The organism is Pannonibacter sp. I15F10I1, from assembly GCF_900185665.1.
In the GTDB taxonomy this organism is placed as follows: domain Bacteria; phylum Pseudomonadota; class Alphaproteobacteria; order Rhizobiales; family Stappiaceae; genus Pannonibacter; species Pannonibacter indicus.
Window position 1 is genome coordinate 1 of record NZ_FYAN01000029.1, and the last position, 21,469, is coordinate 21,469.

Annotated in this window: 23 protein-coding genes and 1 pseudogene; 7 read left to right on the plus strand and 17 right to left on the minus strand. The window is 64.6% G+C overall.

The features are described from left to right. The coding region (locus tag IF10I1_RS20850; protein ID WP_186424640.1) for a transposase at nucleotides 1–249 on the plus strand (249 nt) is incomplete at its 5' end. Between the two features lie 222 nt (nucleotides 250–471). On the opposite strand, the pseudogene IF10I1_RS20855 reads toward IF10I1_RS20850, so the two are convergent. Beyond that, nucleotides 472–663 (minus strand): annotated as a pseudogene (locus tag IF10I1_RS20855) (helix-turn-helix domain-containing protein); the annotation flags it as partial. 251 nt (nucleotides 664–914) lie between these two features. Between IF10I1_RS20855 and IF10I1_RS20860 the strand changes: the two are divergent. Continuing rightward, entirely contained in the window at nucleotides 915–2,345 is a 1,431-nt protein-coding gene (locus IF10I1_RS20860) for a mannose-1-phosphate guanylyltransferase/mannose-6-phosphate isomerase (protein WP_186424641.1), read from the plus strand. A gap of 150 nt (nucleotides 2,346–2,495) precedes the next feature. Here the strand turns inward: IF10I1_RS20860 and IF10I1_RS20865 are convergent, their stop codons facing one another. Beyond that, on the minus strand, nucleotides 2,496–3,374 hold the full coding sequence (locus IF10I1_RS20865; RefSeq protein ID WP_186424642.1) for a LysR substrate-binding domain-containing protein: 879 nt from the start codon (nucleotides 3,372–3,374) through the stop codon (nucleotides 2,496–2,498). 96 nt (nucleotides 3,375–3,470) lie between these two features. Between IF10I1_RS20865 and IF10I1_RS20870 the strand changes: the two genes are divergently transcribed. From IF10I1_RS20870 to IF10I1_RS20875, 3 genes are all read left to right on the plus strand, one after another. Then, on the plus strand, nucleotides 3,471–3,719 hold the full coding sequence (locus tag IF10I1_RS20870) for a DUF1127 domain-containing protein (protein ID WP_186424643.1): 249 nt from the start codon (nucleotides 3,471–3,473) through the stop codon (nucleotides 3,717–3,719). A 364-nt stretch (nucleotides 3,720–4,083) separates the two neighbouring features. Next, complete coding sequence (locus IF10I1_RS22885) at nucleotides 4,084–4,332, plus strand: hypothetical protein (RefSeq protein WP_208994298.1); 249 nt, start codon at nucleotides 4,084–4,086, stop codon at nucleotides 4,330–4,332. A gap of 92 nt (nucleotides 4,333–4,424) precedes the next feature. After that, nucleotides 4,425–5,090, plus strand: a complete 666-nt coding sequence (locus IF10I1_RS20875; RefSeq protein WP_186424644.1) for a hypothetical protein — start codon at nucleotides 4,425–4,427, stop codon at nucleotides 5,088–5,090. 97 nt (nucleotides 5,091–5,187) lie between these two features. Here IF10I1_RS20875 and IF10I1_RS20880 read toward each other — a convergent pair whose 3' ends face one another. The 8 genes from IF10I1_RS20880 to coxB all read right to left on the minus strand — a co-directional run bounded on the left by IF10I1_RS20880 (nucleotide 5,188) and on the right by coxB (nucleotide 12,154). Continuing rightward, nucleotides 5,188–5,970: an SURF1 family protein gene (locus IF10I1_RS20880; RefSeq protein WP_208994299.1), complete on the minus strand. Its 783-nt coding sequence runs from the start codon at nucleotides 5,968–5,970 to the stop codon at nucleotides 5,188–5,190. Nucleotides 5,971–6,083: 113 nt separating this feature from the next. Next, nucleotides 6,084–6,506, minus strand: coding sequence for a DUF983 domain-containing protein (locus IF10I1_RS20885; protein ID WP_050471978.1), 423 nt, complete (start codon nucleotides 6,504–6,506; stop codon nucleotides 6,084–6,086). Between the two features lie 100 nt (nucleotides 6,507–6,606). Further along, a complete protein-coding gene (locus IF10I1_RS20890) occupies nucleotides 6,607–7,479 on the minus strand; it encodes a cytochrome c oxidase subunit 3 (RefSeq protein WP_186393179.1) in 873 nt (290 codons plus the stop codon). Nucleotides 7,480–7,542: 63 nt separating this feature from the next. Continuing rightward, complete coding sequence (locus IF10I1_RS20895) at nucleotides 7,543–8,157, minus strand: cytochrome c oxidase assembly protein (protein ID WP_050471979.1); 615 nt, start codon at nucleotides 8,155–8,157, stop codon at nucleotides 7,543–7,545. A 7-nt stretch (nucleotides 8,158–8,164) separates the two neighbouring features. After that, nucleotides 8,165–8,320 carry a hypothetical protein gene (locus tag IF10I1_RS20900; RefSeq protein ID WP_019966588.1) on the minus strand — a complete coding sequence of 52 codons (156 nt, stop codon included), beginning with the start codon at nucleotides 8,318–8,320 and terminating at the stop codon, nucleotides 8,165–8,167. Between the two features lie 3 nt (nucleotides 8,321–8,323). Continuing rightward, a complete protein-coding gene (locus IF10I1_RS20905; protein WP_208975589.1) occupies nucleotides 8,324–9,262 on the minus strand; it encodes a heme o synthase in 939 nt (312 codons plus the stop codon). Between the two features lie 240 nt (nucleotides 9,263–9,502). Further along, nucleotides 9,503–11,098: a cytochrome c oxidase subunit I gene (gene ctaD, locus IF10I1_RS20910; protein ID WP_050471981.1), complete on the minus strand. Its 1,596-nt coding sequence runs from the start codon at nucleotides 11,096–11,098 to the stop codon at nucleotides 9,503–9,505. Nucleotides 11,099–11,251: 153 nt separating this feature from the next. After that, entirely contained in the window at nucleotides 11,252–12,154 is a 903-nt protein-coding gene (gene coxB / locus IF10I1_RS20915) for a cytochrome c oxidase subunit II (RefSeq protein ID WP_058897829.1), read from the minus strand. A gap of 814 nt (nucleotides 12,155–12,968) precedes the next feature. On the opposite strand from coxB, the gene IF10I1_RS20920 reads away from it, so the two are divergent. Further along, nucleotides 12,969–13,442, plus strand: a complete 474-nt coding sequence (locus IF10I1_RS20920) for an invasion associated locus B family protein (protein WP_244284715.1) — start codon at nucleotides 12,969–12,971, stop codon at nucleotides 13,440–13,442. A gap of 226 nt (nucleotides 13,443–13,668) precedes the next feature. Here the strand turns inward: IF10I1_RS20920 and tldD are convergent, their stop codons facing one another. Further along, on the minus strand, nucleotides 13,669–15,048 hold the full coding sequence (gene tldD / locus IF10I1_RS20925; RefSeq protein ID WP_186393187.1) for a metalloprotease TldD: 1,380 nt from the start codon (nucleotides 15,046–15,048) through the stop codon (nucleotides 13,669–13,671). Nucleotides 15,049–15,337: 289 nt separating this feature from the next. Between tldD and IF10I1_RS20930 the strand changes: the two genes are divergently transcribed. Beyond that, nucleotides 15,338–15,562, plus strand: a complete 225-nt coding sequence (locus IF10I1_RS20930) for a DUF2093 domain-containing protein (protein ID WP_040678048.1) — start codon at nucleotides 15,338–15,340, stop codon at nucleotides 15,560–15,562. 353 nt (nucleotides 15,563–15,915) lie between these two features. Here the strand turns inward: IF10I1_RS20930 and lpxK are convergent, their stop codons facing one another. Genes lpxK through IF10I1_RS20960 form a run of 6 tightly spaced genes read right to left on the minus strand, consistent with a single transcriptional unit; the run spans nucleotide 15,916 to nucleotide 21,422 of the window. Further along, complete coding sequence (gene lpxK / locus IF10I1_RS20935; protein WP_186393178.1) at nucleotides 15,916–16,941, minus strand: tetraacyldisaccharide 4'-kinase; 1,026 nt, start codon at nucleotides 16,939–16,941, stop codon at nucleotides 15,916–15,918. Then, entirely contained in the window at nucleotides 16,938–18,260 is a 1,323-nt protein-coding gene (locus IF10I1_RS20940; RefSeq protein ID WP_186393177.1) for a 3-deoxy-D-manno-octulosonic acid transferase, read from the minus strand. The genes lpxK and IF10I1_RS20940 overlap by 4 nt, the downstream gene beginning before the upstream one ends. After that, nucleotides 18,253–18,951, minus strand: coding sequence for a lysophospholipid acyltransferase family protein (locus IF10I1_RS20945; protein WP_186393176.1), 699 nt, complete (start codon nucleotides 18,949–18,951; stop codon nucleotides 18,253–18,255). The genes IF10I1_RS20940 and IF10I1_RS20945 overlap by 8 nt, the downstream gene beginning before the upstream one ends. 38 nt (nucleotides 18,952–18,989) lie before the next feature. Next, entirely contained in the window at nucleotides 18,990–19,235 is a 246-nt protein-coding gene (locus IF10I1_RS20950) for a DUF4170 domain-containing protein (protein ID WP_019963126.1), read from the minus strand. Between the two features lie 59 nt (nucleotides 19,236–19,294). Beyond that, the gene (locus tag IF10I1_RS20955) at nucleotides 19,295–20,092 is read right to left on the minus strand and encodes a 3'(2'),5'-bisphosphate nucleotidase CysQ (protein ID WP_186393175.1); all 798 of its coding nucleotides are present in this window, start codon (nucleotides 20,090–20,092) and stop codon (nucleotides 19,295–19,297) included. Continuing rightward, nucleotides 20,079–21,422 (minus strand): TldD/PmbA family protein, encoded by a 1,344-nt coding sequence (locus tag IF10I1_RS20960; protein WP_186424645.1) that lies wholly within the window; start codon nucleotides 21,420–21,422, stop codon nucleotides 20,079–20,081. The genes IF10I1_RS20955 and IF10I1_RS20960 overlap by 14 nt, the downstream gene beginning before the upstream one ends. Nucleotides 21,423–21,469: the final 47 nt, after the last annotated feature.

Below are 21,469 nucleotides of genomic sequence, written 5' to 3' on the forward strand. Positions count from 1 at the left end.
GCCTATGACGTGCTGGACGTTTCCGAGTTCCATCACGTCCGGATCAACCACTCGGAACTCTTTGCCGAAGATGCCAACCACATCAACGGTATCGAGAACTTCTGGAACCAGGCGAAGCGGCATCTGAAGGGCTACAACGGCATTCCCCAGCAGCACTTCCACCTCTTCATCAAGGAGTGCGAGTGGCGCTTCAACCATCGTCCCGTTGCCAATCTCGTCAGCGTCCTGCAAAACTGGTGGTTCAAGTAAAACTGAAAACGCTATCTATGTCAGCCCCCTATTTTTTTTTGTGCGGGTGTGATGCCGCCGATGCCCATATTGCGTGCCGTTTGTTTTTTAATATCATCCTCACTGTCAACTGCCCTAGGTTTTCAGAGGAGTCCAACTACCAGTTAAGATGGACCATTGTTGACCTGCCACTGAGTTTTTGTCCAGCAGCGGTTAAAGCCCCGGCACGGTTTACACCTTGCGGTGCGGCCCCTTCGCGCCGGGCAGCCGGTCGATCAGGCCTTCAGCTCCATAGGTCTGGAAATTGCGCCGGATCTCGTAGAACTGCTGGCGCGAATAGCCCATCACCTTGCAGGCACGGCTGACATTGGAAAGTTCGCTCGCAAGGTCCAGCAGAGACAGCTTCCGCCGTGCTATCTTGTCCTTCGTGGTCATGTTCGTTGTCCTCGGATTTGAGATGTTTGGCGACACCATCAAACCCGCTCCAACGCGGCATGGCCACACCCTTAAAGGTGAGCCAACTGTCAGGTAATTACCGTCTCAGGACACTCCAATGACACCTCCATAAGCCTTGATTCTGAACTCTCAGACCATTTTCATCCCCTCGACCACGGCCATCAAAACGGCTAATAGTCTGTGATGTCTTCAGTTTTGGGACCTATCCAAAGTTTGTATTGTGAGGTTTCATGATCACTCCCCTTCTCCTCGTCGGCGGTTCGGGCACCCGGCTCTGGCCCTTGTCGCGCAAGAGCTATCCGAAGCAGTTTGCGCCGCTGATCGGCGGGGAAAGCCTGTTCCAGGGCTCGGCCAGGCGGCTTTCGGCGGAGGGTTTTGCCGCGCCTGTCGTCATCACCGGCTCGGATTACCGCTTCATCGTCACCGAACAGCTGGCCGCCGCGGGCATTGATCCCGGCGCGGTCCTGATCGAGCCGGAGGCGCGCAACACGGCCCCGGCCGTGCTGGCCGCAGCGCTGCACATCGCCAGAACCGATCCGGACGGACTGATGCTGGTTGCCCCTTCCGACCATGTGGTGCCCAACCCGGCCGCCTTCCGCGCGGCCGTGGCTGCCGGCGTGCCGGCGGCCGAAAGCGGCCAGATCGTCACCTTCGGCATCCGCCCGACCCATGCCGAGACCGGCTATGGCTGGCTGGAGCTTTCCGCCGCCGCCGCCGAGGGCGAGCCGGTGGCGCTGAAGCGCTTTGTCGAGAAGCCGGACCGGGACAAGGCCGAGGCGATGCTCGCCGCCGGGTCCTATCTGTGGAATGCCGGCATCTTCCTGTTCAAGGTCTCCACCATTCTGGACGCCTTCCAGGCGCTGGCGCCGGAGCTGATGGAGCCCGTCACCCGCGCGGTTGAGGATGCAAAGTCCGATCTCGGCTTCCTGCGGCTTGATCCGGCGGCCTTCGGCCGCGCGCCGTCCATCTCCATCGACTATGCGGTGATGGAGCGCGCCACCAACCTCACGGCCGTGCCCTTTGGCGCCGGCTGGTCGGACCTTGGCGGCTGGGACATGGTGGCCAAGGAAATGGGGCCGGACGGCCGCGGCAACAGCCTCGGCGGCGAGGCCACAGCCATCGACTGCGACGGCACGCTGCTGCGCTCGGACAGCGACGGGCTGCAGCTCGTCGGCATCGGCCTCAAGGATATCATTGCCGTGGCGATGAATGACGCGGTGCTGGTGGCCGACAAGTCCCGCGCCCAGGATGTGAAGCTCGCCGTCGAGGCGCTGAAGCAGAAGAGCGCACGCCAGGCCGAAACCTTCCCGCGCGATCACCGGCCGTGGGGCTGGTTCGAGACGCTGGCGCTGGCCGACCGGTTCCAGGTCAAGCGCATCGTCGTGCATCCGGGTGCCGCCCTGTCGCTGCAGAGCCACCTGCACCGTTCCGAACACTGGATCGTGGTGTCCGGCACCGCGCGGGTTGCGGTGAACGACGACGTGCAGCTGCTCACCGAGAACCAGTCCGTCTACATTCCCCTCGGCGCCATCCACCGGCTGGAAAACCCCGGTAAGGTGCCAATGGTGCTGATCGAGGTGCAGACCGGGGCGTATCTTGGCGAAGACGACATCACCCGCTACGACGATATCTATTCCCGCGGGCAAGGCGCCAAGGGCTGATACCAAGGGCCTCCAGTGCCGGCGCATCACGCCTCGAAATGGCGCAAGCGCCGCACGGGCTTGACCGGCCCCTATGAGCGGGGCTCACCGGGGCAGGTCTCTTCCTTCCACTTCGGCCCCCTTTGTGCCGGTGCCCTTTGCGCTCGTGCCCTAGAGGAGGTCCCGGTCCAGCTCGGCTGACAGCCAGCGCAGAAGATGGCGCACGGCTTTGCGGGGGGCGGCCTTGGCCGTCATTTTGGCGTGGAACCCGCCGGGAACAGCCACGAAGCCCAGGGGAGCGGCAAGCCGTCCCGTGGCCAGATCCCGCTCGACCAGCCGCCGCTCCGAAAGGGCCACCCCCAGCCCGGCGGCCGCGCCCTCAATGGCCAGCATATGATGGGGATGCTCCAGATCCTGCACCGCATGGAACGTGACGCCGGCACGGCGCGCCCATTCCTGCCAGCTTCCGGCCGCCCCCAGATGCGTGAGGCTCACCGGCGCGGTCCATATGCCGTCCTGCGCGCGGAAGGGATAGTCCGGTGAACAGACCGGCCCATAGGAGGTGCTGCCGATGGAGGTGACACCGGGTTCAGGCGCGGGGCTGCGAAGCCGGTCATAGCTCAGCATCAGGTCAAACTCATGATCGGGCACACGGCTGGGCCCGGCCATCAGCAGGCGGATCTCGATTTCCGGATGGGTCCTGTAGAGGCGCGGCAATCTTGGGGTCAGCCAGCGGGTGGCTAGGGTGGCGCTGAGCAGCAGGGTGATATGGTTCCCGTCCGCCTCGCCCCGGAGGCCGCGCGACACACCGTCCAGCTGGTCCAGAACGGCCGTGACAGCCACCCGCAGCCGCTCGCCGCGCGGTGTCAGCTTCAGCCCCGTACCGGCCTTCTCGAACAGGCTGCCGCCAAGGTCTTCCGACAGATGGGCAATCTGCTTGCTGATGGCGCTGTGAGTGCGCCCAAGCTCCCCTGCAGCGGCTGTGACGGAGCCGAGCCGGGCCGCCGCCTCAAAGGCCGGCAGGGCTGTCAGAGGAGGCAGGCGGCGCATCTTTGTTCCTTTTGGTTACATTAGCCCGAAAAATATTCAATTTTTCTGCGCATATCACCTCGGCTACATCAAGAAAAAAGAACAGAAAGCAAGATCATGCCCAGCGTCATTTACATTTTCCCCCACCAAACCATCAGCACGCAGGACCGCGCCAGCGGACAGGGCTTGCACCGTATGGCCCGTTTGTGGCTTGGCAGGTGGCTGGGCGTCTGGCTGGACCGGATCGGCTACCGGCGCATGCTGCGCAAGGAACTGCTGCCGCAGCCCGACAGCGTTCTGGCGGACGCGGGCCTCGAGCGGGCCGCCGTTCTTCTCGAAGTGTCAAAACCCTTCTGGCGGGCCTGATACGGAAGCGGGCCGGGCATCAGCGCCTCTGAAAGGCCATGCCGGAATGACCAGACTGCTGGCGTTCCCGAATCTGTCTCCGGCTTCAGGAACGATGTATGCCTGCGGTGGCCATATGGGTGAGAGAAATGCTCGCACGGAAGGAGCGCCCGTCCCTCTCCGCTTTGCGTTCGCTGTAAACCCATCCAGGGGGGGGGCCTGGAAAGCCGTACCGGAGCGGCCTCCCCCATGTAACCATCTTCCCTGTGCAGAACTCCCACCGGAAACCGGTGCTTCCTTCAAATTATAACCTTAATGTTTAACAGTTGTTAATGATTGGCAGGCCTACTCAGGTGGCATACGGCCAGTCAGGAGTACAGAGTTGATGCAACCGGCAGCAGGCGAAACCCGCAAGACATCCGGCGTTCCGGAGCACAGGCTTCCCGGACAGCCTGCGGACGCGGCCTGGGCTGAGGACCTGCAGGATGAGGCGTGGGAACGTGCCGGGCGGTCTGCGGATGCAAACGGGAGCGGTGTGACTGCCTCTTTCCTTCTGATCAAAAATCTGCTGTTCTGGGGTTCGATGGCTGTGGTTCTGGCTGCGGCCGGTGTTGCGGTTTCCATTCTTTTCTGACTTTTCCACGCCGTTTTAGGTAGTGGCCTTGAATTTTGCCGCATTGCGTTTGCAGGCTACGTGGGGGTGGCAAGCAGCATAGGGAGCGGGATATGTCCGCGCTTGGCTTTGTTGGCGGCCTTGCCGGTGCCGTGGCTATCGGCATCTATGGCTTGATTGCTTTTGTTTTTCTGACTGCTGCCATGCTGGAGATGGCGGAACGCGGGCGCACAGGCCGGCTCTCCATTTTCCTGGCTTTTGCGGGCGCCATGCTGTGGCCTGTGTCCCTTTTCATTGCTTCTGTTGCTGCAGCCCATGCCCTCAGGCGAAGGCGGGAGGCGCGCAGGCCCTCCTCAGAGCCGCAACGATCCGGTTCTGACAAGTCCATGATTTCGCTGGTTGAACGGGAGGGCGGCAACAGCCGGGCCCAAGGCCGGGCAGTTCCAGACCAGCGTCCGTTGGTGCAGCCGGTCAGACCAGTGGACGGGCACGGCACGCCCTCCGCTGCCTTTACGCCAGAGACGTCAACTCATGCTGTTTCAGGCCCTTGCCTACCGGTACCGGCTATAGGCGGGCACTTGGTGCGTACGCTTGCCCCCCTGCAGATCCAGCCGCAGCCACCCTTTGCCATGCCGGGTCCGGACAGCCGCTGCCGTATCATCCTGTCACCAAGGCAGGTTCTGGCAACTGTGCGCTACGGAGAGTCGAAGCCCTCCACAAACCGTGACAGACTGCGGCAAACAGGCTTTAGCACCTCGAAAAAAGGCAAGACTGACTGAAGCCGGGGCCGGTTGAAGGCAGCACGCGCCGTGCCAGCCACACGAACCTGCCGAAGCGCCGGGGCGGGAATCAGGATCGCTTTGTGCTTGGCTCCGTTCAGGCTCTCCGGCGGAAGATCTGCACCGCATAGGCAATGAAGACCCCGGCAAGCGTGGCGGCAAGGCCAAACCAGGTCAGGGCATAGCCGAGGTGATCGTTCTTGAACTTCACCACCGTTTCGCCCGCCCTGGGAAGTCCGCCCGCGCCTGTGAAGGCGGCGTCGAGATCAATGCTGTAGGGCGCGAGGCTGCCGGTGGCGCCCAGAACCTCCGCCATATGGTCCGTGTCACGGGCAAACCAGATGCGCTTTCCGGTGTCCACGGCGGGAGTTGTCCAGTTCGGCTCCTCCCGGCGGCGCAGAAGGCCCGTCAGCTGCTGGCCGCCCGGCGGCGGGGTTTCCAGCACCGCCATCAGATCCGCCGCCAGCCATTGCGGCACAAAACCCCGGTTGATCATCACCAGCCAGCCCTCATCCGTGACGAGCGGGCTGTAGATCATGTAGCCCGGGCCGGACGGTGCGCCGGACTTGACCGGCAGGGATGTGTAGTAATAGGCCGCGCCCGGCAGATAGCGGCCGCTGACGGCCACATGGCGGTAGTCCGTCAAGGGATCGGCGATGACCTGCGGCCAGTCCTGCGGCCCCGGTGCCGGAACGGCCGGCCGCGCCACATCTGCGGTGACCCGTTCGATCAGCGCCTCTTTCCAGGCCAGCCGCTGCATCTGCCACAGGCCGAGATTGACGAGAATGGCAAGGCCGATGGCAGCCGTCACTCCCGGAACAAGCAGGCGGCGGACAGCAGATTGGCCGGAGGAACGGGAGGGACGGTTTGAGGCGGACACGTGTTTCGATCCTGTTCGGCTTACGGATTGGCTGATACCAATGCTCGATGAGCTTGAGCATTTTCAAGGCGTGATGCGTCAGCATCGAAAGCCTTGGTATGAGACGGCCGGGTTCAGGCCTCGTCCTGGCCACCCGCGTCAAGCCTGCCTTCGGCCGCATCATTGCGGTATTGCATGGCGATCATCAGCCCCTTCAACGGGCGCAGCACGCCAAGGCCGAGGATGACCGTCAGCGGCAGCCAGAGCAGCAGATGCAGCCATATGGGCGGCGCATAGGCCAGTTCCACCGCCAGCACCAGCCCCACCACGATGAAGCCGACGATCATGATGACGAAAACGGCCGGGCCATCGCCGCTTTCCGCGGCAAAGGCGAGGTCGAGGCCGCAGGCCGTGCAGGCCGGGCGGGGCGTCAGGAAGCCGCGGAACAGCCGCCCTTCCCCGCAGCGCGGGCAGCGGCATCTCAAACCGGCGGACACCGGATTCTGCGGCGGATAAAGCGCCCTGTCCTGGAAGCTGTCCTGCAAGCTGTTCTGCATTGAAACCTCTCTGGCCCCGCCGGAAAGCGAAAGGCCCGGCCAGATGGCATGCATGCCACCCGTCCGGGCCCATTCTGTTTACACCGGTTTCAGCGCCGCGTCAGTGCGTCGGCACGCCCCATGCGCCCCAGATGTAGATGGTGGCGAAGAGGAACAGCCACACCACGTCGACGAAGTGCCAGTACCAGGCAGCCGCCTCGAAGCCGAAATGCTTCTGCGGGGTGAACTGGCCGGCCGAAGCGCGGATGAGGCAGACCGCCAGGAAGATGGTGCCGACGATCACGTGGAAGCCGTGGAAGCCGGTGGCCATGTAGAAGGTGGCGCCATAGATGTTGCCCGAGAAGGCAAAGCTGGCGTGGGCATATTCATAGGCCTGGCAGATCGAGAAGACGACGCCCAGGATCACGGTGAGGGTCAGACCCCACTTCAGGCCCTGACGGTCGTTCTCGAGCAGCGCATGATGTGCCCAGGTCACGGTGGTGCCGGAGGTGAGCAGGATCAGCGTGTTCAGCAGCGGCAGGTGCCAGGGATCAAACGGGGTGATGCCCTCCGGCGGCCAGACACCGCCGGTTGCCTCGACACGGGCATACTGGATGGCTTCGCTGGTGAAGAGCGAGGCATCGAAGAAGGCCCAGAACCAGGCGACGAAGAACATCACTTCCGAGGCGATGAACAGGATCATGCCGTAGCGCAGGTGCAGGCTGACCACGCGGGTGTGATGGCCTTCCAGCGATTCGCGCACGGTGTCGCGCCACCAAGCGTACATGACGTAGAGCACGATCACGAGGCCAACGGCGAACAGGCCCCAGCCGGTGAGATCGGCACCGAAGATGGTGAAATCGGCGCCCTTGGCAGAGCGCATCAGGCCGATCCCGCCCAGGGCGAGAATGAAGGCGCCCATCGAGGCCAGGAACGGCCAGGGGCTTGGGTCCACAAGGTGGTAGTCGTGGTTCTTGGTATGTGCCTCAGCCATGGGCATGCTCCCCGAAGTTCCAAATGCGTTCCGGACGGACCGGCCGTTCAGCGGCCTGACCCATCACAAATTGCTCTCCGCTGCCGGATCCGCAGGTCTGGCAGCGACTGGTTTGACCGGATGTTGCACCGGGTAGAAAGTATAAGACAGGGTGATTTCCTTGACGTGCTTCAGGTCAGGATCTTCGTCCATCGCCGGGTCGACAAAGAACACCACCGGCATTTCAACGCCCTCACCGGCGGCCAGCGCCTGTTCGGTGAAGCAGAAACACTGCATCTTGTTGAAATAGGCCCCCGCCTCGAACGGCGTGACGTTGAACACGGATGTGCCCGTGGTCACGTCAGAGCTGGTGTTATGGGCCTCATAGGCCACCTGCATGGTCTCGCCCATGCGCAGGGTCACGCTGCGCTGCTGCGGCTTGAAGCTCCAGGGTAGCGCGCCATTGATGTTGCCATCAAAACGGACGGTGATCTTGCGGTCGATGATGGTGCCGCTCTCGCTCTCGGCGCGCTGTGTCGTACCGCCGAAACCGGTGACCTGGCAGAACAGCTCATACAGCGGCACGGCAGCGAAGGATGCGCCCACCATCGCAAAGAAGATGGACGCACAGACGAAAGCCACCTTTCGATTGCTGGCATCACGGCGGCGAAGGTCCATTCCGTTCGTTTCGCTGTTCATGAGGGCCTCACAAAGGACGTTGCAGGACGGCAGCGCCCAGCTTCAACCAGGTGACGAGATAGAACAGAACCACGAGACCGGCCAGGGACAGGCCGATCGCGAGCGAGCGGGCCTTGCGCCGCTTCAGCTGTTCATCGGTGAGCTTGATACCGTCTTCCGTCATGGCTCAAAGCATCCGCCCGGCAAGGCTCTCACCCAGCATCAGGGCATAGAGCAGGAAAAGATAGAGGATGGAGAAGCTGAAGAGCCGCACGGCCGCCTTGCGGGCCGCCTCGCCCTCCCGCTTGCGGTAGACGGCAACCGCCAGCCCCAGGAACACGGCGCCCAGCACGGTGGCGGCCACACCATAGACCACGCCGGCAAAGCCGAGCGCATAGGGGGCCACCGCCAGCGGCGCCAGAATGATGGAATAGATCAGGATCTGGCGGCGCGTTGCCGTTTCACCGGCGACGACCGGCAGCATCGGGATTCCGGCCGCGCGGTAGTCACCGCTCTTGAACAGGGCCAGGGCCCAGAAATGCGGCGGCGTCCACATGAAGATGATCAGGAACAGCACGACGCTTTCGAGGCTGATGCTGCCCGTGACGGAGGCCCAGCCGATCATCGGAGGGAAAGCACCGGCCGCGCCACCGATGACGATGTTCTGCGGCGTCGAGCGCTTCAGCCACATGGTATAGACAACCGCGTAGAAGAAGATCGTGAAGGCGAGGAAGGCCCCGGCGAACCAGTTGACCAGCAGCCCGAGCACGAGCACGGAGCCGATCGACAGCACCATGCCGAAGGCCAGGGCCTCATCCGGCGTGATCTTGCCGGCCGGGATAGGCCGCTTTGCGGTGCGGCTCATCACGGCGTCGATGTCCGCGTCATACCACATGTTCAGGGCACCGGAGGCGCCAGCGCCGACGGCAATGCACAGAAGGGCAACCCCGGCGAAAAGCGGATGGATCGAGCCGGGCGCCAGCATCATGCCGACAAAGGCGGTGAAGATCACGAGCGACATGACCCGCGGCTTCAGCAGGGCGATGTAGTCGCCAACCGAACCCATGCCACCGTTCCAGACGGCGGGGCCGGCAGTCATCCTGTCATTGCTCTCTGCGAGAGACATCGGCTCTTCCTCGTACCTGTGCGTCCTGGGCTCCGCGGCGGGCGCGGAGATGAGGGCTTTGCACCCGCGGCCCTGCGGCCCGGCGCTGCCCTTTCTCTTCGGGTGCCCTGCCGCAGCAGGGCGCAGACAGCTGACCTGTCCGCTGGATCCGCCAAGAATACGGCTTTTTCCGTATGAAGGATCCGGGCGAAATGCCGCGCCCATACGGCGCGGCATTTCTGTTTCCTGCAGGAGCGCTGCTTACTTGATGCGTGGCAGCGTCTCGAACTGGTGGAACGGCGGGGGCGAGGACAGGGTCCACTCCAGCGTGGTCGCGCCTTCACCCCAGGGGTTGTTGCCCGCAACGCGCTTCTTCATGAAGGCTTCCAGAATGCCGAACAGGAAGACGAACACTGCAAAGGCCGAGATGTAAGACCCGATGGAGGACACAAAGTTCCAGCCGGCCAGCGCATCCGGGTAATCGGCATAGCGGCGCGGCATGCCGTTGAGGCCGAGGAAGTGCTGCGGGAAGAACACCAGGTTCACGCCGATGAAGGTGATCCAGAAGTGTGCCTTGCCGATGGTCTCGTTGTACATGTAGCCGGAGATCTTCGGGAACCAGTAGTACCAGGCCGCGAAGATGCCGAACACGGCGCCGAGCGACAGCACGTAGTGGAAGTGGGCAACCACATAGTAGGTGTCATGCAGCGCGCGATCGAGACCGGCGTTGGCCAGCTGCACACCCGTCACACCGCCAACGGTGAACAGGAAGATGAAGCCGATGGCCCAGACCATCGGGGTGCGGAACTCGATGGAGCCGCCCCACATGGTGGCGATCCAGGAGAAGATCTTCACACCCGTCGGCACCGCAATCACCATGGTGGCGGCGACGAAGTAAGCCTGCGTCTCGACCGACATGCCCACGGTGTACATGTGGTGCGCCCACACGATGAAGCCGACCACGCCAATGGCGACCATGGCATAGGCCATGCCGAGGTAACCGAAGATCGGCTTGCGGGAGAAGGTGGAGACGATGTGGCTGATGATGCCGAAGGCCGGCAGGATCAGGATGTACACTTCCGGGTGGCCGAAGAACCAGAACAGGTGCTGGAACAGGATCGGGTCACCGCCACCGGCCGGGTTGAAGAAGGCCGTGTCGAAGTTGCGGTCCGTCAGCAGCATGGTGATGGCACCGGCCAGAACCGGCAGCGACAGCAGCAGCAGGAAGGCCGTGATCAGCACCGACCAGGCAAACAGCGGCATCTTGTGCAGGGTCATGCCCGGCGCGCGCATGTTGAAGATGGTGGTGATGAAGTTGATCGCACCCAGGATCGACGAGGCGCCGGAAATGTGCAGCGCCAGGATCGCCAGATCCACCGCCGGGCCGGGCTGGCCGGAGGAGGAATAAGGCGGATACATAGTCCAGCCGCCGCTCACGCCGGTGGAGCCCGGAGCCCCTTCCACGAACAGCGACAGCAGCAGCAGCGCGAAGGACGGCGGCAGCAGCCAGAAGGAGATGTTGTTCATGCGCGGGAAGGCCATGTCCGGCGCACCGATCATGATCGGCACGAAGTAGTTGGCATAGCCGCCGATCAGCGCCGGCATGACCATGAAGAAGATCATGATCAGGCCATGGGCCGTCGTGAAGACGTTGAACATGTCCGGGTTGGAGAAGATCTGCATCCCCGGCTCCTGCAGCTCCATGCGGATGCCGACCGAGAGCGCGCCGCCGATGATGCCGGCGATGATTGCGAAGATGAGATAGAGAATGCCGATGTCCTTGTGGTTGGTCGAATAGACCCACCGGCGGAAACCAGTCGGATGGTCATGAGCGCCATGCGCAGCAGCCGCAGCCATGATCGAGCTCCCTCTTGAATTTCACGACAGGGCGGGCGGCTCCTCTTGCCCTCCGCGCCCCTCTGGATTGAGCGGAAGCGGCGAGAACCCCGCCGCACCCGTTTCAGCTTGAGCAGGTGCGGTGGCCGTGCCGCCGCCCCGGATTTTTCCGCCTCAGCGAGCGGCGACAGCCGTGTTGCGCTCAGCTGCGATGGCCGCCATCAGCTGCTTGTGTGCGCCGTCGATGTCGGTCTTGGCAGTCTCGGCCCAGGCATCGAACTGCTCCTGCGTGACCACCCGGATGGCGATCGGCATGAAGGCATGATCCTTGCCGCAAAGCTCGGAGCACTGGCCGTAATAGATGCCGGTCTCGCGGGCGTTGAACCAGGTCTCGTTCAGGCGGCCCGGGATCGCGTCGATCTTGATGCCGAAGGCCGGCATGGCGAAGGCATGGATCACGTCACCCGCCGTCACCTGGACGCGGACGGTCTTGTTGACCGGCACGACCACATCATAGTCGGTGGCGAGGAGGCGAGGCACGTCGCTCAGGGGAACGCCGCGTTCCTGCGCCGCCTGCTGGCGCTCGTCGTCCTTGAGCATGATCGCTTCAAAGGCGATGCCTTCCAGCGCCTCGTCCGTATATTCGTAGCCCCAGTACCACTGAAAACCGGTGGCCTTGATGGTCATGTCATAGGCCGGGATCTCGACCTGCTTGTACAGCAGGCGGAAAGACGGCACGGCGATGACGACCAGAATGAGGATCGGCACAACCGTCCAGGCCACTTCGATCATCGTGTTGTGCGAGGTGCGCGAGGGCGACGGGTTGGCCTGACGGCGGAACCGCACCATCACGTAGATCAGCAGCGCCAGCACGAACAGCGTGATGATGGTGATGATGCCAAGCGTGAAGTTCTTGAACCAGTGAATGTCGTCCATCACCTCGGTGACAGAGTTCTGCAGGCCAAGCTGCCAGCTGGACATACCGCCTGAGACTTCGGCCATTGCCGCACCGGCGGTTCCCGCCAGCAAGACAGCCGCTGCACCTGCCGCAATGAGACGCTTGAAGTTTGCCTTCACGTCCGCGCTCCCTTCCCTTGCCCGCCCCCCGGGCGGATCATGCTCAATTCGCCCGCCTTGCGGCGGTTTTCCTTGTGTCCGCCCCGGGGCGGCCTGCGCGGCCTGCCCTTGCGGCGGAGATGCCCCATCCCCACCTTGCGGGTTGGGACAGCTTCCGGTTCCGCCTGCAGCACGCCCCGTCCGGAGACAATCCGGTCATCGGCCGGTTTCCGGCGGGTGCCCTGCTGCCTCGTCGTCAAGGCAGAACCTGCAAACTCTTGCGGGACAGCCAAACCTCCCGCCCGAGGCCGGCGGCCTTTTGGCGCCCTGCATCAGACCGGAGTGTCTCGCGTCCGTTTCGCGTATGATAATACGCATATAACCGCATGCTGCACGATGCGGCCAAGGGAGGAGCGACGTTCTGCCGCAGCCTTTTCACTTCTCCCTCTTCGGGCACAAAAACCACAAGAGAACGGCCTTAGCAATGGGTTTGTCGTGATTTCGCCAGAGCTTGTCCATTTCCCCGCCTTGATCCTTGTCAATATTTTACAGCTTGGCTGAAACCTCCGGCCAGCGGCCAGCTCCATGCACAGGTTGATCAGAATCAACGCAGTCAGCGGCAGGCTGGCATTTTTCCCGCCTCTTGCAGCGTTTCCGCCTTGCTTCTGCCATGGAGCCTATTGAAATGTGGATCACGCTGCCCGCTTGCGGCATTGTGCGTTGAGTTTTAAGAACCTGATTCGCCCTTGCGGCGTTGAATGACCCAGTCGGAGAAAAGTCCTTGCTGACCCGTATCCCGCGCCTTGCCGCTTTTGCCGCCCCGGTTTTTGGCCTCCTGTTGGGCCTGGGAGCACAGGCCATCACCAGCCCCGCCCTTGCCCAGGGCGAGGTGAAGGCTGTTCATGGTGACTGGCAGATGCGCTGCGACACCCCTCCGGGGGCCGAAAGCGAACAGTGTGCCCTTATCCAGAACGTGACGGCGGAAGACCGGGACAATGTGGGCCTTTCGGTCATCGTGCTGAAGACCGCCGACAAGCAGGCGCGCATCCTGCGCGTGCTGGCGCCGCTCGGCGTGCTGCTGCCCTCCGGCCTTGGCCTGCGTGTTGATGAGGCCGATATCGGCCGCGCCGCCTTCGTCCGCTGCCTGCCCAATGGCTGCATTGCCGAAGTGATCCTGCAGGATGACGTGGTGGGCAAGCTGCGCGGCGGCAAGCAGGCCACCTTCATCATCTTCCAGACCCCGGAAGAAGGCATCGGCATCCCGATTTCGCTCGCCGGCTTCTCCGCCGGCTTCGACGCCCTGCCGTAACGCGCCCGGAAAACTCTGCGCCTTCAGGACCCGCCTGCTGCAACAGCTGGCGGGTCTTTTCATGCAGCCTTCACACCTCGAAGCCGAAGCCGCGCAGGGCAGCTTCAAGGCGTTGTACCAAGGCTTTCGATGCTGACGCATCACGCCTTGAAAATGCTCAAGCGCCGCAAGGCCTTCAGAGAGCCATCGTGCACTGCCGGATGAGCCAGGCTCCCCGGAACGGATATCAGACCGCCGTGCCGCCGACGGTCAGCCCGTCGAGCCTGAGCGACGGCTGGCCGACGCCCACCGGCACGCCCTGGCCCTGCTTGCCGCAGGTGCCCATGCCCGGGTCCAGCGCCATGTCATTGCCGATCATGCTGACGCGGGTCAGCGCATCCGGGCCATTGCCGATCAGCATCGCCCCCTTCAGCGGCGCGCCGACCTTGCCGTTCTCGATGCGGTAGGCTTCCGTGCAGGAGAAGACGAACTTGCCGCTGGTGATATCCACCTGCCCGCCGCCGAAGGACACGGCATAAATGCCGTTCTTCACCGAAGCGAGGATTTCCTGCGGGTCCTTGTCGCCGCCCATCATGATGGTGTTGGTCATGCGCGGCATGGGAATATGCGCAAAGGACTGGCGGCGGCCATTGCCGGTGGGCTTCATGCCCATCAGCCGGGCGTTCTGCCGGTCCTGCATGTAGCCCACCAGAATGCCGTCCTCGATCAGCGGCGTTAAGGCCGAGGGTGTGCCCTCGTCATCCACGGTGATGGAGCCGCGCCGGCCGGCAATCGTGCCGTCATCCACAATGGTCACGCCGGGGGCCGCCACGCGCTGGCCCATCAGCCCGGCGAAGGCGGACGTCTTCTTGCGGTTGAAATCCCCTTCCAGCCCGTGGCCCACCGCCTCATGCAGCAGAATGCCCGGCCAGCCGGGGCCCATCACCACATCAAACGTACCGGCGGGCGCAGGCACCGCCTCCAGATTGACCAGCGCCCGGCGCAGCGCCTCATCCACACCCGCCTGCCAGGCCTCCGGCGTGATGAAACGGGCAAAGCCCTCACGTCCGCCGCAGCCGAAGGAGCCGGTTTCCATGCGCTTGCCCGAGGCCGCCACCACGGAGATGGACAGGCTCACCATCGGCCGTACATCACGCACCCGGTGGCCATCGGCCCGCAGAATGTCCACCACCTGCCAGGAGCCGCCAATGGAGACCGTCACCTGCCGCACGCGCGGATCACGCGCCCGCGCAAAGGCGTCGATCTCCTGCAGCAGCTTCACCTTTTCCTCGAAGCTCGGCCCCGCCAGCGGGTTGAGGTCCGGATAAAGCTGCACATTGGTGCGGGCGGGCGCGGCGGCATAGCTGCCCGCATGGCCGGAGCGCACCGCCGAGACCGCATCCGCCGCCCGCTTCAGCGCCGCTTCCGAAATCTCGCCCGAATGGGCATAACCGGCCGCCTCGCCGCAGACCGCCCGCAGGCCAAAGCCCTGCGACGTGTCGTAATTGGCGCCCTTCAGGCGGCCATTGTCGAACACCAGCCCTTCCGACTGCCGGTATTCCACAAACAGCTCCCCATCATCCGCCCCCGCCAGCGCCTCCCCAACAATCCGCCGCGCCGCCTCCATCCCGAGCCCCGTGGCTTCAATCAGATCCGGAATTGCGGCGGCAGAAGGGGACTGGCTCATCGGTGTCTTTCAGCTGACTTGCGGAACAGGGAACCGGCGCACAGGCGGCACCGGTTTTGAGGTAACATAGCGGGTCGGGTGGCGGAATTCATCCCCTGTGGATGAGCCCCGGCATTGACCACTGCCAGTCTCAAGCCCCCGGCATTGACCATCCCCCGGCTTCCGGCCATAACCGGCGCAAGAGTTGGGGCTTGCCTGAGGGGTGGGCCGGATGCAGGAGAGAGATGTGATGAACCGTATGGAAACCCCGCGCATGCCGGGTGAGGCGCGTTTGCGCTATCTGGATGGTGATTTCCAGATCGAGTCTCCCGGCACCTTCGTGCGCTGTGCCGTGACCGGGCAGGCCATTCCGCTGGATGAACTGAAATACTGGAACGTGGAGCGCCAGGAGGCCTATGTGGACCCCGCCGCCGCCCACACCCGCTTCGTGCAGTTCGAGGGCAAGGACCTCTGAGGTTTTTGCTGTCCGGGGCGGATTTGCCCCCTCTGTGCATGCGGGACAGCGGGGGATTGGGCTTGACGTGCCCTGTGTCCCTTACGGGTCCCGGCTCAAGGCCGGGACGGCGCGGAGAAATGATTGCCTTCTGGGACAATTCCACGTTCTCCAGGTTCAAAGAACGCAGCCTGACCATCCCCGCTGTGCTGTCCCGGCCTTGAGCCGGGACCTGTGAGGGTTTCTCTGCCTGCTGGTTCGGCCAACTGTGCCTCAGTCATGGCAAGAGGGCAGGATCTGCGCTCAGAATACGAGCTTCCGTGACATGACTGCCGGATCTCCGCTGCTTCTCTCGGGGAGGCCAGCCCCTCCCCTCACCGGCTGCGGAAGGGGCGGCGGCGGAGGGTTTCGGCGATGAGATCCATGAGACGGGATTGCGGCTCGATGCGCATGTCCACCTCCAGCACGGCGGAGCGCTTGGCAAGCCAGCGGTAGATTTCGCCCTCGGCGCTTTCGATGCGGGCCATGTCCTTGGCGGTGGTCACCAGTTGCAGGTTGCCCGTTTCGGCTCGGGTGAGAAGGCTCTGGGCTTCGGCTTCCGAATAGGGGTGATGATCGGCGAAGGCGCGGGTTTCCGCCACTTCGGCCCCGGCAGCGGCAAGGCTTGCGAAGAATTTCTGCGGCCGTCCGATGCCCGCATAGGCCAGCACCTTCTGCCCCTCGAACTCCGCGCCATTGGTGGGGGTGATCTTTGCCTCGATGATCGGCAGGCCGCGCCGGGCGGCCAGGTGCACGGCCTTGGCGGCGCGGCTGCCTTCGCCCACCACCACCAGCGCATCGGCCTTGCGGATCTGGGCGGAAAGCGGCGCGCGCAAAGGCCCGGCGGGCAGGCACAACCCGTTGCCGGTGCCGACTTCAGCATCCACCAGAGCCAGCGTCAGATCCTTGGCCAGCGCTGGGTTCTGGAAGCCGTCATCCATGAGGATGAGGCTTGCCTCCAGCGTGGCGGCGAAGGCCGCGCCCTCCGGCCGGTTGGCGGCAACGATCGTGGGGGCAGCGGCGGCCAGCAGAAAGGCCTCGTCGCCCACATCGGCGCCGCTGTGCTTTTCCGGGTCCACCAGCACCGGGCCCTTCAGCCGCCCGCCATAGCCGCGCAGCAGGAAGACCGGCTTGTGCCCCTCGGCCTGCAGCAGGGCGCAGAGTTTCAGGGCAAAGGGCGTCTTGCCCGCCCCGCCCACGACGAAATTGCCGATGCAGATGACCGGAAGGCTGGCATGGGCGGAAGGCGCCTGATGCATGCGGCGGCCGGAGACCGCGCCGTAAATGAAGGAGAGAGGCGAAAGCAGTGCGGCCTTCAGGCTGATCCTGTCATGCCACCAGAAGGCTGGAGCCGTTCTCATTCCCCGGAAATCCCGTCCCTTGCACCGCTGTCAGCGTAGAGCAAAGGCCGCAGATGTTCCAGCGTGCGATCCAGCGCGCCTGCACCCGCCTCCGCAACGGCAAAGGCACGCGCTGCCATCGCCTTGCGCCCCGGCTCATCAGCCAGAAGCCGGGCGATGACGGACCCCAGCTCTGCCGGATCATCGACGCGCACGGCCGCCTGCGCATCCCACAGGTCGCGGTAGACGGCCCGCGCATTGGCAACGAGCGGCCCGGTGACCAGCGGCACGCCAAGCTGCGCCGGCTCCACCGGATTGTGACCGCCCACGGGCGCAAAAGACCCGCCGAGGAAGACAGCCGGCGCCAGCCGCAAAAACAGCCCCATCTCACCCAGCGTGTCGGCGATATAGACATCAAGATCCGCCACCGGAAACGCCCCGCAGGAGCGCTGCCCCGCCTTGAGGCCCGCGCCTGCGGCAAGCGCTGCGATATCGCCGCCGCGCACCGGATGGCGCGGCATCAGCAGCGTCAGCAGGCCGGGAAAGCGCTCCGCCAGGTGCTTGTGGGCGGCGAGGACGATCTCATCCTCGCCCGGATGGGTGGAAGCGGCCAACCACAGCGGGCGGCCTGCCATCTGCGCCGAAAGGGCGGCAACGGCGGCAGGATCGGCCAGCGGCGGGGCGGCGTCGAATTTCAGGTTGCCGGGGGAGCGCACATCGGCCACGCCCAGCTTGCGGTAACGGGCAGCATCCGCCTCGCTCTGGGCCAGGCACAGGCTGACGCAGCCGAAGACGGCGCGGCCGAAGGCACGGCTTTTCTCCCACTTGGCACCGGAGCGGGCCGACATGCGCCCGTTGATGATGGCAAGCGGAATGCCCGTCCGCGCCAGCCGGGCGAAGGTGCCGGGCCAGATCTCCGATTCCACGACCAGCGCCAGATCCGGCTGCCAGTGGGCCAGAAACCGGCGGACAAGCTGCGGCGCATCAAAGGGGGCATATTGATGGAAGGCCCCCTGCGGCAGACGCTGCGCGGCGATTTCCGCAGAGGTGCGCGTTACCGTGGTCAGGAGCACGCTGGCGCCCTCACCCGTCAGCCGTTCGATCAGCGGCAGTACCGAGTTGGTTTCGCCAACGCTCGCCGCATGCAGCCAGACCAGCCGGCCTTGCGGGCGCGGGCGGGAGGCAATGCCGAAGCGCTCGCCGCGCCGTGCCGGATCTTCCTTGCCCGCCCGCACGCGGGAGGCATGCAGCAGCTTCAGGACCGGCAGGGCCAGCCCTGCCACGGCTCCATAGGCGCGCAAGGGAAAGGAAGCGGCGGCAGCGGCGCGCGCGTCAGCCATGGCGTTTCCCGGTCAGGGCATAGGCGCGGGCTGTCACTTCGTTGAGGCCGGCCTCGACGGCAAGGCGGGCCGCTTCCAGCGCCGCGTCATCGGCATCATTGGCCACATAGATGGGCTCGCCGATGGCGATGGCAGCGCGGCCGAACGGCAGGTTCAGGCTCGCCTTGTCCCAGCTGTTGAAGGTGAGGAAGCGGCTGGTGGCAATGGCGAAGGGCACGATGGGGCGGCCGGAGTAGCGGGCCATCTGCACGATGCCCTGCCCGGCAACACGGGCCGGCCCCTTCGGCACATCCGCCGTCAGGGCCATGATGCCGCCCTCCTTCAGCACGCGCAGGCCCTCGATAAAGCCGCGCATGCCGCCGCGCTTGGTGATCTGGTAGGACTTCTGGCTGCCCGAAGCACGGATCAGCTTCAGACCCAGCTTTTCAGCCGCCGTGGCATTGATCTCGCCATCCGCGGAGCGGGAGATCATCACATGCACGTCCCAGTCGTCAGGCCGGGTGAAGGGCATCATGAAATGCTGGCCATGCCACATGGCGCAGATGAAGGGCCGGTGCGGCTGCAGCCGATCGTAGGCATCCGGCGGATCAATGACCATGCTGTTCGTCTTGCGCACAAGACGCAGGTAAGCCGCCAGCAGCAAGCCAGCGGCCTTCAACAGCGCGGGATTCCGGCCGAGTTTCTTAAGCATTCTGTTCCTGACGTCGCGCCCGAGGGATCAAGAGGCTCTCAGGCGGCGGTTTCCGGGTCCAGCAGGCGGTGCATGTGGACGATGAAGTAGCGCATGTGCGCGTTGTCGACGGTGGCCTGCGCCTTGCTCTTCCAGGCGGTGTAGGCCGTCGCATAATTCGGGTAGATGCCGACGATATCGAGCTTTTCGAGATCACGGAAGGTCAGGCCCTCCGGGCTTTCCAGCTCACCGCCGAAAACCAGATGCAGCAGTTGCTTGGGCTCGTTTCCGGTGCTGTTCGTCACGATGTGCTCCTTGCGTCTTGTCTTCCAGCAGTCTGGCGGCAGTTCAGCGGCGGACGGCTTCAGCGCAGCTTCAATCCGCGCAGAAAGGCCGAGGCCTTTGCCGACAATGCTTCACCGGCAGCCACCAGTTCCGGGTGCTGCAGTGTCTTACGGTTATAAAGGCATGCAGCGCCAGACCAGTCCGTCAGCCGTCCACCCGCTTCCTGCACCAAAAGATCGGCAGCCGCAAGATCCCAATCATGGGCATTGCCTCCGGCAGCCGCGAGGTCCACATCTCCGGCGGCCACCTTGGCGATGCGGTAGGCCAGCGAGCCGATGGTGCCGGAAGGCACGATGCCGCTTCCTTCGGCAGCCCGGTTGAGCAGGCCCTGCGGCCCCAGCAGCGTTGCCCCCGTCAGGTTCTCACGGACGCTCGCCGTCACCAGCCGCCCGTTGAGGCGGGTGCCGCAGCCCGTAACGGCGCTGAACAGCTCGCCCCGCACTGGATTGAGCAGCACCGCCACCACTGGGCGGCCATCTTCAACCACCGCCAGAGAAATGGTCCATTCGTCCTTGCCGGCCAGAAAGGCCCGCGTGCCGTCGATCGGGTCCACCACGAAGACACGCACCTTGCTGAGCCGGTCGGGCGTATCGGCCGTTTCCTCCGACAGCCAGCCATACTCCGGCCGGGCGGCGAGCAGCGTCTCGCGCAGATAGGCATCGGCGGCCATATCGGCTTCGGAGACGGGCGAGCTCCCCGCCTTCATCCAGGTCTGCGGATCGCGCCCGAAGAAGCCGAGGGTGATTTCCCCGGCCTTACGGGCGGCCGCTTCCAGAAGCGCAAGATCCGCCAGAAGGCCAGCGTCAGTTTCCGGCAATGGTCAGATCCTCGATGACGACAGAGGGCGTGGCGGTGGAATAGCGCGCATCCAGGTCATTGGCCGGGCGCATCCGGGCGAACATGTCCTTGAGGTTGCCCGCGATGGTGATCTCGCTGACCGCTTCGACGAGTTCGCCGTTTTCGAACCAGAAGCCGGACGCCCCGCGTGAATAGTCGCCCGTCACGCCATTGGCGCCATGGCCGATCAGATCCGTCACCAGCAGGCCGGAGCCGAGGGCACGCATCATCTCCTCCGGGCTTTCCGTGCCCGGATGCAGCGTCAGGTTCGTGGCCCCGGGCGATGTGCCGGAGCCGCCCCGGTGCGCCCGGCCATTGGCGGCAAGACCCAGCTCCCGCGCGGTTGCCCCATCCAGGAACCAGTGCCGCAGGACCCCATCCTCGATCATGTCCAGCGGCAGCGCACCTGTGCCCTCCCCGTCGAAGGGGCGGGTGGCTGCGCCGCGCGGCTTGTGCGGATTGTCGCTGATGCGGATGCCCGGCGCGAAGACGCGTTCGTTCATCCGGTCCTTGAGGAAACTGGTGCCACGGGCAATGGCCGCGCCATTGATGGCCCCGGCCAGATGCCCCAGCAGGCTGCGCGCCGCATGCGCCTCGTAAATCACATGCCCCTTGCGGGTGGACAGCTTCTTCGGATTGAGCCGCCGCACCGCCCGCTCGCCCGCGCGCTGGCCGATCAGCGCCGGGGCGTCCATATCGGCGAAGAAGGTGCGGGAATCGAAGTCGAAATCACGCTCCATGGCCGTGCCCTCACCGGCCACCGCCGTCATGGACAGGCCAAAGCGGGAGCTGGTGTAGGAGCCGGTGAAGCCGTGGCTCGTCGCCAGCACCATGCCGCCCAGCCGCCAGGAGGCGCTCGCCCCGCCGGAACGGCTGACACCAGAGACCGACAGGCCTGCAGCCTCGGCGGCCAGCGCCATCTCTTTCAGTTCATCGGCAGACGGCTGATGCGTGTCCAGAAGCTCCAGCTCCGGCAGCGTCTTCAGAAGGCGCGCCTCTTCCGCAAGACCGGCATAAGGGTCCTCCGGCGCAACACGGGCCATGGCGACGGCGCGGGCGGCAAGCCCGTCCAGGTCCTGCAGCGTGTTGGCAGAGACGGAGGCGGTGCGCCGGCCGACGAAGACGCGCAGGGTGACATCATCGCCCTCGGCGCGCTCAGTTTCCTCGACCTTGCCTTCCCGTACCTCGACGCCCAGGGAAACACCTGTGATGGCCACCGCATCGCAGGCATCGGCGCCCGCACGGCGCGCAGCCTCCACAAGGCGCGCTGCCCGCTCTTCCAGTACCCGCTTGTCGACGAGATCGCTCATGGCTGGTCTTTTCTCCTTGTCATGCCCCTGTTTAAGGCGCGGGCGCA

Coding starts and splice junctions, on each gene's coding strand:
- IF10I1_RS20860 (WP_186424641.1), top strand. CDS start 915: ATGATCACTCCCCTTCTCCTCGTCGGCGGTTCGGGCACCCGGCTCTGG.
- IF10I1_RS20865 (WP_186424642.1), bottom strand. CDS start 3,374: ATGCGCCGCCTGCCTCCTCTGACAGCCCTGCCGGCCTTTGAGGCGGCG.
- IF10I1_RS20870 (WP_186424643.1), top strand. CDS start 3,471: ATGCCCAGCGTCATTTACATTTTCCCCCACCAAACCATCAGCACGCAG.
- IF10I1_RS22885 (WP_208994298.1), top strand. CDS start 4,084: ATGCAACCGGCAGCAGGCGAAACCCGCAAGACATCCGGCGTTCCGGAG.
- IF10I1_RS20875 (WP_186424644.1), top strand. CDS start 4,425: ATGTCCGCGCTTGGCTTTGTTGGCGGCCTTGCCGGTGCCGTGGCTATC.
- IF10I1_RS20885 (WP_050471978.1), bottom strand. CDS start 6,506: ATGCAGAACAGCTTGCAGGACAGCTTCCAGGACAGGGCGCTTTATCCG.
- IF10I1_RS20890 (WP_186393179.1), bottom strand. CDS start 7,479: ATGGCTGAGGCACATACCAAGAACCACGACTACCACCTTGTGGACCCA.
- IF10I1_RS20895 (WP_050471979.1), bottom strand. CDS start 8,157: ATGAACAGCGAAACGAACGGAATGGACCTTCGCCGCCGTGATGCCAGC.
- IF10I1_RS20900 (WP_019966588.1), bottom strand. CDS start 8,320: ATGACGGAAGACGGTATCAAGCTCACCGATGAACAGCTGAAGCGGCGC.
- IF10I1_RS20905 (WP_208975589.1), bottom strand. CDS start 9,262: ATGTCTCTCGCAGAGAGCAATGACAGGATGACTGCCGGCCCCGCCGTC.
- ctaD (WP_050471981.1), bottom strand. CDS start 11,098: ATGGCTGCGGCTGCTGCGCATGGCGCTCATGACCATCCGACTGGTTTC.
- tldD (WP_186393187.1), bottom strand. CDS start 15,048: ATGGAGGCGGCGCGGCGGATTGTTGGGGAGGCGCTGGCGGGGGCGGAT.
- IF10I1_RS20930 (WP_040678048.1), top strand. CDS start 15,338: ATGAACCGTATGGAAACCCCGCGCATGCCGGGTGAGGCGCGTTTGCGC.
- lpxK (WP_186393178.1), bottom strand. CDS start 16,941: ATGAGAACGGCTCCAGCCTTCTGGTGGCATGACAGGATCAGCCTGAAG.
- IF10I1_RS20940 (WP_186393177.1), bottom strand. CDS start 18,260: ATGGCTGACGCGCGCGCCGCTGCCGCCGCTTCCTTTCCCTTGCGCGCC.
- IF10I1_RS20945 (WP_186393176.1), bottom strand. CDS start 18,951: ATGCTTAAGAAACTCGGCCGGAATCCCGCGCTGTTGAAGGCCGCTGGC.
- IF10I1_RS20960 (WP_186424645.1), bottom strand. CDS start 21,422: ATGAGCGATCTCGTCGACAAGCGGGTACTGGAAGAGCGGGCAGCGCGC.